Below are 13,223 nucleotides of genomic sequence, written 5' to 3'. Positions count from 1 at the left end.
TGGTCAGTCTTTCGGTGTGCCGCCGTAGTGGGCGATCAGTGCGCTTGCCTCGCGCAGGATCGCGGCCTGCCGCTCGAGGCGCCTGCGGCGCCGGGAAACGGCCACCCGGATGACCAGGAAGGCGACGACGAGGAGGGCGAGGAGAGCGAGCTGCGGCCACGGCAGTGCCCAGAGCGTGGTGTCGATCGTCACCCGCTCGGCGGTGATGCCCGGGGGCGACTTACCCGCGGGTGAGGGGATCGCCACGACTTTCGTGGTGATCGACCCCATCGGCCAGACGCCGGTCACCCGTGCGGTGAACTCGCGACTGCCACCCGGCATGATTTCCCTGGTCTTGGCTTCGGACGTGTCGTCCCAGCCGCTTTCCCCCACCAACGCGGACGTTCGGACCTGCGCGTCCGGGGCCACCCGGACATTGCCGACGTTGGCCACGGTGTAGGTCACGTCGATGTAGCCCGCGGCGAAGGGGTTCCATGAGCCGGTGTATTCGGTCCGCAGATCGGTCACGGCGACTTTGGCCACGTAGTCGCCGGTCACGCGGAGGTTCACCCGGACGCCCACCCGGTTCTGGACCCGGACCTGCCCGGAGATCGTGTCCACGGACGCGGTGACACCCGCGGGGTGGTCCCCCGGCGTCGCGTTCCGCGGCACCGAGACCTTGACGGGCACGACGGCGGTGGCACCGGCGGGAATGGTCACCTTGTCGGGAAGCTTGATCCATGCTCCGCCGTCGGTCGGCGTGGCGTCCGAGGGCCGCATGTCGAACAGTCCCTTGGCGGTCAGGTAGCCGTCGTTGGCGTCGATCGCGAAGACGACCTCCTTGGTGGAGCGGTTGATGATCGCGACATGCTCGGTCACCTCCTGCCCACCGGCCAGTTCGACATCGATCACGCTGCGGCCATCAGGGCCGTTGGCGTCGGCCGGCGCGACCGACCAGGTGATGTCGCTCCGGCCTGCGGCGCCGGCCGGGCCGGCGAATCCGACCAGGGTGGTCGCGACAGCGCACAGGAGCGCGAGGAGGGCGAGTGCCCTGCGCGGACTGCTCATGGCCAACAGAGGTGTCTCCTGTCTCATCGTGAAGGTCCGGGACGTGCGCCAGACTGGCACACGTCCCGGACGGACCCAGCGGCAGGGGGCGTCCCGCCCCCTCGGCTCAGGACTGGTTGAACAGCGAGAGCGTCAGGGTCGAGTGGTACTCCCCGGCGGCGACGTCGACCGGAGTGCGCAGCGCGAGGTCGGCGTTGACCTGGTGGGTGCCGATCTCGTCAGCGGAGTTCGCGGTCGAGACGAGCAGTTCCTGGCCCTGCAGACCCACGGCGGGCGCTCCGGTGCCGTCGGAGACGACACTGGAGACGGGCTCACCGGGCGCCACCGACCCGGTGGAGGAGCCGGTCAGCAGGTGCGGGGTCCATCCCAGGTACTCCGGGCCGATGGTCTTGGCCGGGTCGCCGGTCGCGACCAACTGGCCGGACTGACCCACCACCGCCCAGAAGTCTCCCGCGGGGATCTCCTCGGGAAGGCGGGTGTCGGTCACCGTGACCGTCGGCAGGGTGCCGGTGAACTGGCGGGCGGCGGCGTTCGACCCGTTCTCCGCTAGGGTCACGCCGCTGTTGTCCGCCACGGTCATCGACACCTGACCGGGAACACGGAGGGGCTCGATCGTCACCGACACCTCGATCCCGTCGCTGTCAGGGTCGCCGTCCGCCATCGCGGGAGCCGTGGCTACGCCGGCAAGCGCGAGGCCGAGCACCGACACGGCCAGTAACTGGGCAGTTCTCTTGGTTTTCATGTGCTTGCTCCATCTATGGGGGGCGGGGCCGGCCGATCGGCCGGCCGGCCCCTGTTCACTACGGCGGCGTCCCCGGCGCGTACACCGTGGCCACCGCCGGCCCGGTCAGCCGCAGCTGATCGCGGTGTAGTCGGCCTCGTAGGACGAGGTGACCTTCTTGCCATCGATAAACGAGGTTCCCGTGACAGTCACCTTGCCCGCGCCGATCTGTCCGGCCCGCGCGTTGAAGGACTGGTACGCCTGCTTGCCCGTGGCCACGTCGGCCACGGTCTTGGCACCGTACGGGGTCGTCAACGTCACGGTCGCCGGCACATCGCCGCCGTTGACGGCCGTCACCGCAACGTACGCCGACGTGCCCACGCAGCGGGACGAGGCGGTCACGGTCAGCGGCGTCTTGGCGGCCGGCGGCGCCGCGATGACCGTGAACTTGGCCTCGGCGACGTTGGAGGTGTTGCCGGCCTTGTCGGTGGCCCGGTAGCTCACGGTGTGCGCCCCCGGCTGGTCGATCACGAGCGGCTTGGTGTACAGCGCAAACGGCTGCCCGTCGATCGAGTACTCGATCGTGTCCACGCCGGAGCCGGAGTCGGTCGCGGTGATCGTCAGCGTGGCGGAGCCCACATAGTTCCAGGCCCAGTCCATGCTGCCGGTGAGCTGCGCCGACACCGTCGGCGGGGTGGTGTCGTCCTGCTTCGGCGCCACCACGGTGAAGGTCACCGACCCCGCCTCTGAGGTGTTGCCGGCCTTGTCAGTGGCCCGGTACTGCACCGTGTGCTTGCCGACCTGGTTCACCGACACCGGAGCCGTGTAGGCCTGGAACGCCCCGCCGTTCAGCGAGTACTCCACCTTGTCCACACCGGACTCGGTGTCGCTCGCCGAGACCGTCACCGTGGCGGAGCTCACGTAGTTGCCGTCAGCGTCCTTGGTGCCCGACACCGACGCCGACACCGTCGGCGGGGTGGTGTCCTTCGGCCCCGAGTTCACGACCGTGAAGGTCACCGACCCGACGTTGGAGGTGTTGCCGGCCTTGTCGGTGGCCCGGTAGCTCACGGTGTGCGCCCCCGGCTGGTTCACCTCGAGCGCCTTGGTGTACAGCGCGAACGGCTGGCCGTTCAGCGAGTACTCCACCGTGTCCACCCCGGACTCGGTGTCGGTGGCCGTGATGGTCACCGTGGCGGAGCTCTCGTAGTTGCCGTCAGCGTCCTTGGTGCCCGACACCTGCGCCGACACCGTCGGCGGGGTGGTGTCCTTCTCCTGCGGGGCCACGACCGTGAAGGTCACCGACGCCGCCTCGGAGGTGTTGCCGGCCTTGTCGGTGGCCCGGTACTGCACGGTGTGGTTGCCAACCTGGTTCACCGACACCGGAGCGGCGTAGGCCTGGAACGCCCCGCCGTTCAACGAGTACTCCACCTTGTCCACACCGGACTCGGTGTCGCTCGCCGAGATCGTCACCGTGGCGGCACCGACGTAGTTGCCGTCGGTGTCCTTCTCACCCGACACCGCGGCCGACACCTGCGGCGCCGTGGTGTCCTTGGGCGGGCCGGGGGTGACCACGAACTCGCCGTACATCTGGCCGTGGCCGGGGACGGCGCAGAAGTAGCGGTACTTACCGGGGGTGAGGTTCACCTGAACCTCCCACCGGCCCCCGTTGGCGTCGAAGGGGCTGGCCAGGATGTTGACGTCGACGTCGTGGTTGTAGCCGGGGCTGGAGGTGTCGAAGGTCAGGGTGTGCGACATCCCGAACTGGTTGCCGGTCGCCCTGCTGTTCTCGAAGACGATCGTCGCCGGGCCGGCGGTTGCCGTGGTCGGCGCGGACTTGTACTGGGTGTAGTCGTCGTTGGTGGTCCAGACGAGCACCTGCTCTGCCGCCTGGTTGGCCTGCAGCGCCTGCTGCCCCTGAGACTGCGCGGTGGCCCCGGCCGACGACAGCCACAGCGCCGGCAGCGCAACGCTCAACAGCACCACGGCAAGACCCCGCGCCGCGGCTGGTGATTTGGTTACTTTCCGTAATTTACTGAAGAAGAGGGCGGTAAGAGATCCGATATGCATCTATCGCTGTACCTCTCGTGAGTCTGCGACTTGGGCCGACGGACGTCGCGCCCCGGCTGAGGTCGGCTGGACGGGGTGCCGGGTACGGGGAGTGCGCTCCCCGTACCCGGCACCAACCGGTTACTGACCTAGAGCTCGCGCACCCGGATGTTGCGGAACTCGGCCAGGTCGTTGTTGCCGTGGTTCTGCAACCCGATGAACCCGCTGATGAACTGGCGCAGGTCCGTGTCCGGGTCGCCACTACGGGACGACTTCTTGCCCGGAACGTTGTCGAACTCGTTGATCACCACGCCATTGCGGATGATCGTGTAGTGCTGTCCGACCGCCCGGATCTCGTAGTCGTTCCACTGACCCTTCGGCGTCACCCTGGCCTTGTCCAGGCCGATCGGCGCGAAGTTGTAGACCGATCCGGTCTTCTGGACCTCGCCCGTGTCGCCGTCGTAGATCTGGATCTCGTGACCACAGTAGATCGCGACCCATGCGGGGGACGTACGGGCCGAGCCGACCGTGCCGCAGCTTCCGGTGGGACGGTCGGCCAGCGGGGTCCCCAGGTCGGGGAACCGAACGAAGACACCGGTGTTGGCGCGGCCCGTCCCGGGCGCGACGTCACGGAACTTCAGCCTCACCGAGAAGTCGGCGTACGCCTTCTTCGAGTACCACAGCATGCCCAGACCGCCGGACGTACGCAGCGAACCGTCAGGCTGCAGGTTGAACTGCCCGGACGGCGCCATGCTCCAGCCCTGGAAGGACTGCGGGGTCCCGTCGAAGATGGTCTCGTAGCCGTTGACCTTGCCGATGTCGGACTGGCCCGCCGCCTTGCTGATCGCGGAGGACTCCTTGTCGTCGATGATCCCGTCCAGGCGGAGCTGGTTCACCACATCGTTGAGGCTGCTCACGAACTGATCGTGGTTCGGCCACTGGCGCTCGTCGTCGATCAGGTCGTTGATCGTGCAGCCGCCACCGACCACACGGTTCGGCACACCGGTGTCGGTGTCCAGCAGCTGGACCGTCGACCGGGCGTCGGGCGCCGGGCAACCGATGGTGACGTCGATCTCACCGGTGGCCACCTCACCGTTGGCGTAGGTGACCTTCAGCTTCGCCTTGAAGTCACCGAACTTGGCGTAGGTGTGCGTCGGGTTGGCCTCCGTCGACTTGCTGCCGTCGCCGAAGTCCCACTCCCACTTCACGCCGCCGGCCTTGGTGTTGGAGAACTGCATCGTCTTCGGCGTGGCGTCCCGGACCGGCCGCACCGCGGCCTGGCTCGGGTTCGGCGTCGCCGGACCACCCTTGTAGGCGATGCGGATCAGCTTCTGGTTCGAATGCAGCGTGAAGAAGCCGCCGGCGTAGTCGAGCAGGTAGAGCGCGCCGTCCGTGCCGAATTTGGCGTCCATCCAGGACTGGAGCTGGGTGCCGCCGCTGCCGGGCTGGATGATGCTGCGCACGTCCTCGGCGAAGGGCGGCGGAGCCATGTCCTTGACCGTCTTTGGGTCGACGGTCACGGCGATGCGGTTGTTGGCGTTGGACTGGTCACCGATGAACCACTTGTTGTCCCAGTACGCCGGCCACGCGACACCGCTGTCGGTGTCGACCTCGGAGAGGTGGTAGGTCGGCCCGGACATGACCGCCTGGCCGCCGCCACTGAGGAAGGGCTGGGTGAAGGTCTCGTCGCCCAGCTTGTAGGTCGGCAGACCGCTGCCGTCGCCCCGCTTCGGGTAGACCGGGCCACCGCCCTGCGGCGAGTACCAGATCATGTTGGTGCGGGCCGGCGGGATGTCGACCAGGCCGGTGTTGCGCGGCGAGGTGTTCTTCAGGTTGTCGCAGTCGTACCAGCCGGCGGGCTGGCTGGCGTCGACGTTGCTGCGGTCACGGTAGGGCTGCTTGTTGCCCATGCAGTACGGCCAGCCCTGGTTGCCCGCGGAGGTGATGATCGTCGCGGTCTCGTACTTCGCCGGACCCCAGGTCTCGCTCGGGACACCGGCGTCCGGACCGACCCATGCGGCGTTCAGCCAGTTGTTCACGGGGTCCCACTGGAGCCGCGAGATGTTACGGACGCCCATCACGTAGATCTCGGGGCGGGTCTTGCCGCCGCCCTCTTCGTCACCCGTGAACAGGTTGCCCTTGGGGATCGTGTACGTGCCGTCCGGCTCCGGGTGGATCCGGATGATCTTGCCGCCCAGGTTGTTGGTGTTGCCGGCGGTGCGGCGAGCGTCCTGGAACGACAGGCCCTTGTAGTCCTGGGTCCAGTTGTTCCCGGCGTAACCCGCCCCGGCGCCGCCGGAGGAGTTGTTGTCACCGGAACCGACGTAGAGGTTGCCCTCGTTGTCGAAGGTCATGCCTCCACCCGCGTGGCAGCAGCTGTGGATCTGGGTGTCCCACTGCAGCAGGTCCTTACGGGTCGCCTGGTCGATCGTCTCGGTCTTGAGGTCGTAGGTGAACCGCGAGATCGTCCGCTTGCCGATCCGCAGGTCCCTGTCGATCGACTCGTGCGGCATCCAGTAGACGTAGATCCAGCCGTTCTGCTGGAACTTGGGGTCGGGGACGATGCCGAGGAGGCCTTCCTCGTTCTTGACCAGCTCGTCACCGCTGCCGCGGTTGCCCATCACGGCGAGCGTGGTGAGCAGCTTGACCTGCTTGGTCTTCGGGTCCCACTGGTGGATCGTGCCACAGCCGAGGCCGACCTTGGGGTCGTTCCAGCTGGGGATCGCGCCGGTCGAGCAGGCCGCCCTGCCAACGTAGAAGACCTTGCCGTCGGGGGCGACGGTCAGGCCGTGAGGCTCGCCGATCTGGTCGAGCTGACCCGACTTGTTCGTCGTGGTCAACCGCTCTGTCACATAGTTCGACGCGATGGTCGCCTGGCAGTCACCGCGGACCAGGCCGGCCGCCCACTTGATGGCGCCGCCGAGGTGGCTCTGGAACTGCTTGTCGCTGGTGTAGCTCGCCTCGGTGCCACCCATGCCGGTGTAGAACGACCGGCCGCCGTCGTAGTCACGGCACCACGAGATCGGGTGGAACGGGCCGTTGCCGTTCAGACCCGCCTTGTAGAACCGCTCCTCGAGCTGCGCGACCGTGTGGACCTTGCCGAGCGGGTTGGGCGCCCAGTTCATCCACTGGTCGGACCGCTTGACGGTGAGCGGCATCCCCTCGTTGGCCGGGTGCTGGCGGTCGGTGAAGTCGACCTGAGCCTCCTGCACCTCGGTCTCCGGCGGAGGGCCGGCCTGGGGGCCGAACAGCCGCAGCTCGGCCAGCTGGGTCAGCGGCTCACCGCTGTTCGCGGTGATGTCCAGCTTGTACCACAGGTATGCCGTGCTGTTCTCGAACTTGAATTCCCTGGTCTGGAACCGCTGCGGGAAGGTCTCATTGGACCGCTTGTCCAGGTCGACCCAGGTCTGCCCGTCCTGCGAGCCCTTCAGCGTCCAGTTCTTCGGGTCACGGCCGTCGTAGTCGTTGGCCGAGGTCAGCGCGTAGTGAGCGACCACGACCGGCTTCTCCAGCCGCACCTCGGCCCACCCGGTGTTCACGCGGGTCAGCCACTTGGTGTTGTTGTTGCCGTCGATCAGCTGGGCCTTGCCCTCGCTCGGCGGGTTCTCCCCGCTGACCCTGATCTCGACGACCTTCTCGGCAGGGGGGATGCTGCCGGCGGGGCGGGTGCCGACCAGGTCGGTGAACCAGGCCGAGTCCGGCTGTGCGCGAACCGCATCGTGGACGCCGACGAAACCGCCGCCGTCCCTGATGAACGTCTGGAACGCGGCCTCCTGTGCGGCGTTCAGGGTCACGCTCTTGGCGGACAGGAACACCACGCCGCGGTAGCGCGCCAGGTTCTCGGAGGTGAAGACCGCCGGGTCCTGGGACACGTCGACGCCGAAGCCGCTCGTCTTGCCCAGGTCCTTGACCGCCGCCGCAGCGCGCTCGACTGGGTCGTCCTGCTTTGCCGCCGGACCATGGAACACCAGCACGTTGACCGAGGTGTCGGCGGCCTGCGCCGGGTCGCTGGATTTGGCTGGCACCGGGTCGCCGGGTTTGGTCGGCGCCGCCGCGGCGGGCAGCGTCGCCATTCCCAGCGTCAGGGCGGCACTCAACACCATGATCAGTGCGCGGCGCCAGGCGGGTGGTCGGGGCTTTGCGAAGAGGTCTCTTTGACCCATCGTTCGCTCCTTTGTGGGGGGTGCACAACAGCAACCTTCGGAAGAGCTATCTGGTCAGCCGCGGCGGGTCACCGGGCTTGCCGATGTCGGACGTGACGCCGGCCTTGTTGATCTCCTTGTTCCTTCACTGATCGATCACTCCCTGTACGGCAGTGGTGCCGTGACGTCCTACATCCTTCCGGGGCCGATAGCAGGCTCCTTGGGCGCTTTGGGTGAAAAGTAACAGTCAGGTGCCACTTCGTCCAGACTCGTGACAAAGTTGTGTGCATCGTTACTATTCATAAGGAGAAATCAAGCAAAAGTCCCTTAAGTATCGACAAAAGTACCCTTTTACCTGCACAAATCCCTCCCGACCGGCATGCCCCATACTCCGCACGCCGCCTCGAGATCCCACCACCACGTCGTATCCGCCGACTCGCCGTCGGCATCACGGACCAGCCTCAGCTCGCCGCACCCAGGCGGCCGCCGTCACCGATTGGGGAACCATGACCGAGAAAAGCAGTGACGTGGCGCGACGCCTGTTCTCCCGGCGCGCCTTCACCGCCACCGCGGCGACAGTCGCCGCGATCGCGCCGTTCGCCGTGGCGAGCCAGGCCAACGCGGCATCGCCGGAGAAGGTCGCGGGCAACTCGGGCAACGGGCAGGGCGGCGTCCGCCGCATGACTCTCTACGCGGAGAGGCTGCCGAACGGTCAGATGGGCTACGGCCTGGAGCCCGGCAAGGCCACGATCCCCGGACCGCTCATCGAGATGATCGAGGGTGAGACCCTCGAGATCGAGCTGGTCAACAACATGGACGTGACCGTCAGCCTGCACGTGCACGGGGTCGACTACGAATGGAACAGCGACGGCACGCGGATGAACGCCAGCGTGGTGGAGCCGGGAGGCCGCTACGTCTACACCTGGCGCACCCACACCCAGACCAACCGCCCGGACGGCACCATCGAATCCGGCAGCGCCGGCTACTGGCACTACCACGACCACGTCGTGGGAACCGAGCACGGCACCGGCGGCATCCGGGCGGGGCTCTACGGGCCGCTGATTGTCCGCCGCAAGAACGACGTGCTGCCGGACAAGACGTTCACCGTCGTCTTCAACGACATGAAGACCAACAACCTCCAGAAGGCACCCGACTTCGTCGCCAAGCTCGGCGAGCGGGTGGAGTTCATCGTGATCACCCACGGTGAGTTCTACCACACGTTCCACATGCACGCGCACCGCTGGGCCGACAACCGCACCGGCCTGCTGCAAGGCGCGAACGACCCGAGCCGGATCATCGACACCAAGATCATGGGACCGGCCGAGTCGTTCGGCTTCCAGGTGATCGCCGGCGAGCGCGTCGGCCCCGGAGCATGGATGTACCACTGCCACGTCCAGAGCCACTCCGACATGGGGATGGCCGGGACCTTCTGGGTGACCGACGCGAACGGGAGCGTGCCGGGCCACCCGGGCGCCGTCGAGCCTGAGGTTCCGCTGACCGTTACCGCCTCGTCCCGCTGCGTGGGCACGTCGGCGTACGTGGCGGTGACGGCCGTCAACGACGGCGATGTGCCGGCAACCGTGACGTTGACGACCCCCTACGGTTCCAAGACCGTGGCCGACGTGGCCCCGGGCAAGCAGGCGTACCAGTCCTTCAACGCGCGGGCCGGACAGATCGGCGCGGGCAAGGTGACTGTCACGGGAACCGCGACGATCGACGGCAAGAAGGTCACCTCGTCCTACGACGCCACCTACAACGCGATCAGCTGCGGCTGACCGGGCCCTTCGACATCGATCACGCTGCGGCCGTCGGGACCGTTGACGTCGGCCCGGCCCGAAATTCCCAACCCCGGTGACCACCGCGGCTGACCGCTGCCGAACAGCTCTTAAAAGATCGCCAACTTCGTTTCGTTCCGCTAGCCCGGCATGACCCACATCGCGCAGGCCGGCATCGAGATCCCGACACCACACCGTTCAAGCCGACCCGCCGTCGGCTCACGGACGCAGAAGCTCGCCTCACGCGGGTGGGGCACCGTCACCGATTGGGGAACTATGACCGAGAAAAGCAGTGACGAGACGCGACGCCTCTTCTCCCGGCGCGCCTTCACCGCCACCGCAGCGACAGCAGCCGCGTCAGCCGCCGCGCTCGCATCGTTCGCCTTGACGAGCCAGGCCAACGCGGCACCGCCGGAGAAGGTCGCGGGCAACTCGGGCAACGGGCAGGGCGGCGTCCGCCGCATGACTCTCTACGCGGAGAGGCTGCCGAACGGTCAGATGGGCTACGGCCTGGAGCCCGGCAAGGCCACGATCCCCGGACCGCTCATCGAGATGATCGAGGGTGAGACCCTCGAGATCGAGCTGGTCAACAACATGGACGTGACCGTCAGCCTGCACGTGCACGGGGTCGACTACGAATGGAACAGCGACGGCACGCGGATGAACGCCAGCGTGGTGGAGCCGGGAGGCCGCTACGTCTACACCTGGCGCACCCACACCCCGGGCGACCGCCCGGACGGCACCATTCAGCCCGGCAGCGCCGGCTACTGGCACTACCACGACCACGTCGTGGGAACCGAGCACGGCACCGGCGGCATCCGGGCGGGGCTCTACGGGCCGCTGGTGGTCCGCCGGAAGGGCGACGTGCTGCCGGACAAGACGTTCACCGTCGTCTTCAACGACATGAAGACCAACAACCTCCAGAAGGCACCCGACTTCGTCGCCAAGCTCGGCGAGCGGGTGGAGTTCGTCGTGATCACCCACGGTGAGTTCTTCCACACGTGGCACATGCACGCGCACCGCTGGGCCGACAACCGCACCGGCCTGCTGGCAGGCCCGAACGACCCGAGCCGGATCATCGACACCAAGATCATGGGACCGGCTGAGTCGTTCGGCTTCCAGGTGATCGCCGGCGAGCGCGTCGGCCCCGGAGCATGGATGTACCACTGCCACGTCCAGAGCCACTCCGACATGGGGATGGCCGGGACCTTCTGGGTGACCGACGCGAACGGGACCGTGCCGGGCCACCCGGACGGACCGGGCAGCCACTCGATGGGCGGGGGCATGGACCACTCGAACATGGACCACTCCGGCATGGATCACTCGGGCATGTAGCGCTGACGTCGTCTCTCCGCCCCCAGAACCACCACAGAACGACCCAACATAACGGGTATCCCCCTGGACGTGGAACAGCCACGACGGCCCTCAGCTGGGCCATTGATGCTCGTCACTGGCCCAGCTGTTCGCGCACGACGGCCCACGCATGTCCTTACCGGTTAGGTCGGTCGCCATCGCGCGGCTGTTCTGTCGCGAGCAGCGCCGCCGCCTGGCTCACGGTCTTCCACAAAGCCGGGTCTTTCCAATAGCCGGTGTGACTGCCGATGTGGGGGAGTGGCTCGCTGGAGTTGCCCCGGTTCAGTAGACACGTCAGGGCTTTCGGCTACGCGGCAGCATAGCCGTCTTCTTGGATGCTCTTGAGGGCGTGTCGTGCTCGGCCGCAAGGCGTCGAAGCGGCTGATCGAGCACGGAGACTGGGCCATGGCGCTCGCGGAGGTGGCCGAGGAGACCGTACGGCTCCTGCTGGAACTCGTTGACGGGGCCGACCACGTGGACCCGGCGATCCTCCCCGCTCGTCTCATCGTCAGAGAGTCCGCCTGAGAGCTCCGGAAGGTGCCGCCCGGGCACGTCGGGCGGCGGACGAACAGAGACAGACGGGCAGATCAGGCGGCAGGAAGACGTGGTCGCTGATCAGCCGGGCGGCCCCGATGACGCCGGCCGTCCCGCCGAGATCGGACAAGACGATGGGTAGGTTGCCGGTCGCCAGCGGCAGGGACCGCTGGTAGACGAGGCTGCGGATCTCCGCGAGCAGCCTGTGGCCCAGCCCGGCCACCCCACCTGCGATGATGACGAGGCCCGGATTGAAGAAGCTCACGAGCCCGGCGAGCACGGTGCCGACCTGACGGCCCCCTTCACGGATCATCCGCACCGCGAGGGCGTCGCCCATGGCCGCCGCCGCGGCGACGTCCTCCGCCGTGAGCGCGCCTTTTTCGGCGAGCCGCTCGGCCAGGAACGCAGAGCGGCCGGACTGCGCCGCCACCAGGGCGTCGCGGGCCAGCGCCGCCCCGCTGAAGTACGCTTCCAGGCAGCCGGTGTTGCCGCAGGCGCAGGTGGGACCGTGATCGTTCACCCGGATGTGGCCTATGTCGCCTGCGCTGCCGGACACCCCGCGGTAGATCTCGCCGTGCACCACGATTCCGCACCCGATGCCGGTGCCGATCTTCACGAGCAGGAAGTCGTCGACCGACCTCGCGAGCCCGGCGTGCAGCTCGCCGAGAGCCATGATGTTCACGTCGTTGTCCACGAGCACGGGGCAGCCGAGCTCCTGGCTCGTTGCCTCCCGGACGGGGAAGCGGTCCCAGCCGGGCATGATCGGGGGTGCGATCGGCGTTCCGTCCCGGAAGCTCACCGGCCCGGGGACCCCGATGCCGGCCCCGTGGATCTCGGTGGCCGTTCCGTTGGCCCGCAACTTGCCGACCAGTTCCATGGCCTGGTCAAGCACAGCAGCGGGGCCGTCGCGCACGTCCGTCGGCCTCGACAGGCGGGCCAGCACCTCGAGCTCGCCGTTCGTCACCGCCACATCGATCGACGTGGCTCCGATGTCGATGCCGACGAAGCGCAGGTGCGAGGCGATGCGCACGATGCCAGATCGCCGGCCACCCCGTGAGGCGGCGAGGCCGCCGGATTCCACCAGTCCCAGGGTCGCGAGCCGGTCGAGCTCCAGGGCCAGCTTGGAGCGGGAGAGCTGGACCAAATCACCGAGCTCGGCGCGCGAGCGAGCACCGTCTTCGCGCAGCAGGCGCAGCAGCCGGGCTTGGTGCACGTTTTCGGGGCGAGCCATCATTCGCTTCGCGCCGCCCTCCAGGTCGGAAGTCGTTATGTGCCGAGGATATCTCTACTTTTGCTCAGCTGATCCTGGCTTTGTTATTTGAAATAGCCACTTTTATCCCTTTATGGACAAAGCCCATGCTCCATCAGGCGCGGATGCGCAGGCCACGCGGGGTCGGGTGGAACCCCGCCGCCTCCAGGGCCGCCGCCAGCGGCGAGTCCGCGATGGCGGTCCCGTTGGCCCGTTCCACGGTCAGCTTCCCCAGAGCGCCCTGCCGTACGGCCGTCGCCTGCATGGTCCGGCCACGGCAGGGCCGCGCCGTACAGGTTGGCCGGATCCGCCGCGGCCAGGACCATCGCGCGGCGAGCCGCTGCGCCCGTCGAAAT

At 67.7% G+C, this 13,223-nt stretch carries 9 protein-coding genes; 3 read left to right on the top strand and 6 right to left on the bottom strand.

Features of this window, described 5'->3' with window-relative positions; translation table 11 throughout:
• Positions 1-3: 3 nt before the first annotated feature.
• The 4 genes from OG589_RS04380 to OG589_RS04365 all read right to left on the bottom strand — a co-directional run bounded on the left by OG589_RS04380 (position 4) and on the right by OG589_RS04365 (position 7,977).
• Positions 4-1,053 carry a hypothetical protein gene (locus OG589_RS04380; protein ID WP_405146378.1) on the bottom strand — a complete coding sequence of 350 codons (1,050 nt, stop codon included), beginning with the start codon at positions 1,051-1,053 and terminating at the stop codon, positions 4-6.
• 100 nt (positions 1,054-1,153) lie between these two features.
• Positions 1,154-1,789 (bottom strand): hypothetical protein, encoded by a 636-nt coding sequence (locus OG589_RS04375; protein WP_405146377.1) that lies wholly within the window; start codon positions 1,787-1,789, stop codon positions 1,154-1,156.
• A gap of 105 nt (positions 1,790-1,894) precedes the next feature.
• On the bottom strand, positions 1,895-3,742 hold the full coding sequence (locus OG589_RS04370) for an OmpL47-type beta-barrel domain-containing protein (RefSeq protein ID WP_405146375.1): 1,848 nt from the start codon (positions 3,740-3,742) through the stop codon (positions 1,895-1,897).
• A gap of 221 nt (positions 3,743-3,963) precedes the next feature.
• Positions 3,964-7,977: a ThuA domain-containing protein gene (locus OG589_RS04365; RefSeq protein ID WP_405146373.1), complete on the bottom strand. Its 4,014-nt coding sequence runs from the start codon at positions 7,975-7,977 to the stop codon at positions 3,964-3,966.
• Between the two features lie 485 nt (positions 7,978-8,462).
• Between OG589_RS04365 and OG589_RS04360 the strand changes: the two genes are divergently transcribed.
• The 3 genes from OG589_RS04360 to OG589_RS04350 all read left to right on the top strand — a co-directional run bounded on the left by OG589_RS04360 (position 8,463) and on the right by OG589_RS04350 (position 11,609).
• The gene (locus OG589_RS04360; protein WP_405146371.1) at positions 8,463-9,731 is read left to right on the top strand and encodes a multicopper oxidase domain-containing protein; all 1,269 of its coding nucleotides are present in this window, start codon (positions 8,463-8,465) and stop codon (positions 9,729-9,731) included.
• A gap of 276 nt (positions 9,732-10,007) precedes the next feature.
• Positions 10,008-11,066: a multicopper oxidase domain-containing protein gene (locus tag OG589_RS04355; RefSeq protein WP_405146369.1), complete on the top strand. Its 1,059-nt coding sequence runs from the start codon at positions 10,008-10,010 to the stop codon at positions 11,064-11,066.
• A 372-nt stretch (positions 11,067-11,438) separates the two neighbouring features.
• Positions 11,439-11,609 carry a hypothetical protein gene (locus OG589_RS04350; protein ID WP_405146367.1) on the top strand — a complete coding sequence of 57 codons (171 nt, stop codon included), beginning with the start codon at positions 11,439-11,441 and terminating at the stop codon, positions 11,607-11,609.
• Here OG589_RS04350 and OG589_RS04345 read toward each other — a convergent pair.
• Together OG589_RS04345 and OG589_RS04340 are read right to left on the bottom strand one after the other, a co-directional pair.
• Complete coding sequence (locus OG589_RS04345; RefSeq protein ID WP_405146365.1) at positions 11,593-12,849, bottom strand: ROK family protein; 1,257 nt, start codon at positions 12,847-12,849, stop codon at positions 11,593-11,595. The two genes, OG589_RS04350 and OG589_RS04345, sit on opposite strands and share 17 nt — an antisense overlap.
• Before the next feature lie 133 nt (positions 12,850-12,982).
• Entirely contained in the window at positions 12,983-13,132 is a 150-nt protein-coding gene (locus tag OG589_RS04340; protein WP_405146364.1) for a hypothetical protein, read from the bottom strand.
• Between the last annotated feature and the right edge of the window lie 91 nt (positions 13,133-13,223).

The organism is Sphaerisporangium sp. NBC_01403 (assembly GCF_045040145.1).
GTDB classification, from domain to species: Bacteria; Actinomycetota; Actinomycetes; order Streptosporangiales; family Streptosporangiaceae; genus Sphaerisporangium; species Sphaerisporangium viridialbum.
This window is presented reverse-complemented; position numbering and strand designations above follow the sequence as displayed.

Excerpts from the sequence above, each read along its gene's own strand:
- OG589_RS04360 (WP_405146371.1), top strand. The coding sequence starts at position 8,463 with ATGACCGAGAAAAGCAGTGACGTGGCGCGACGCCTGTTCTCCCGGCGC.
- OG589_RS04355 (WP_405146369.1), top strand. The coding sequence starts at position 10,008 with ATGACCGAGAAAAGCAGTGACGAGACGCGACGCCTCTTCTCCCGGCGC.
- OG589_RS04365 (WP_405146373.1), bottom strand. The coding sequence starts at position 7,977 with ATGGGTCAAAGAGACCTCTTCGCAAAGCCCCGACCACCCGCCTGGCGC.
- OG589_RS04340 (WP_405146364.1), bottom strand. The coding sequence starts at position 13,132 with ATGCAGGCGACGGCCGTACGGCAGGGCGCTCTGGGGAAGCTGACCGTG.
- OG589_RS04345 (WP_405146365.1), bottom strand. The coding sequence starts at position 12,849 with ATGGCTCGCCCCGAAAACGTGCACCAAGCCCGGCTGCTGCGCCTGCTG.
- OG589_RS04375 (WP_405146377.1), bottom strand. The coding sequence starts at position 1,789 with ATGAAAACCAAGAGAACTGCCCAGTTACTGGCCGTGTCGGTGCTCGGC.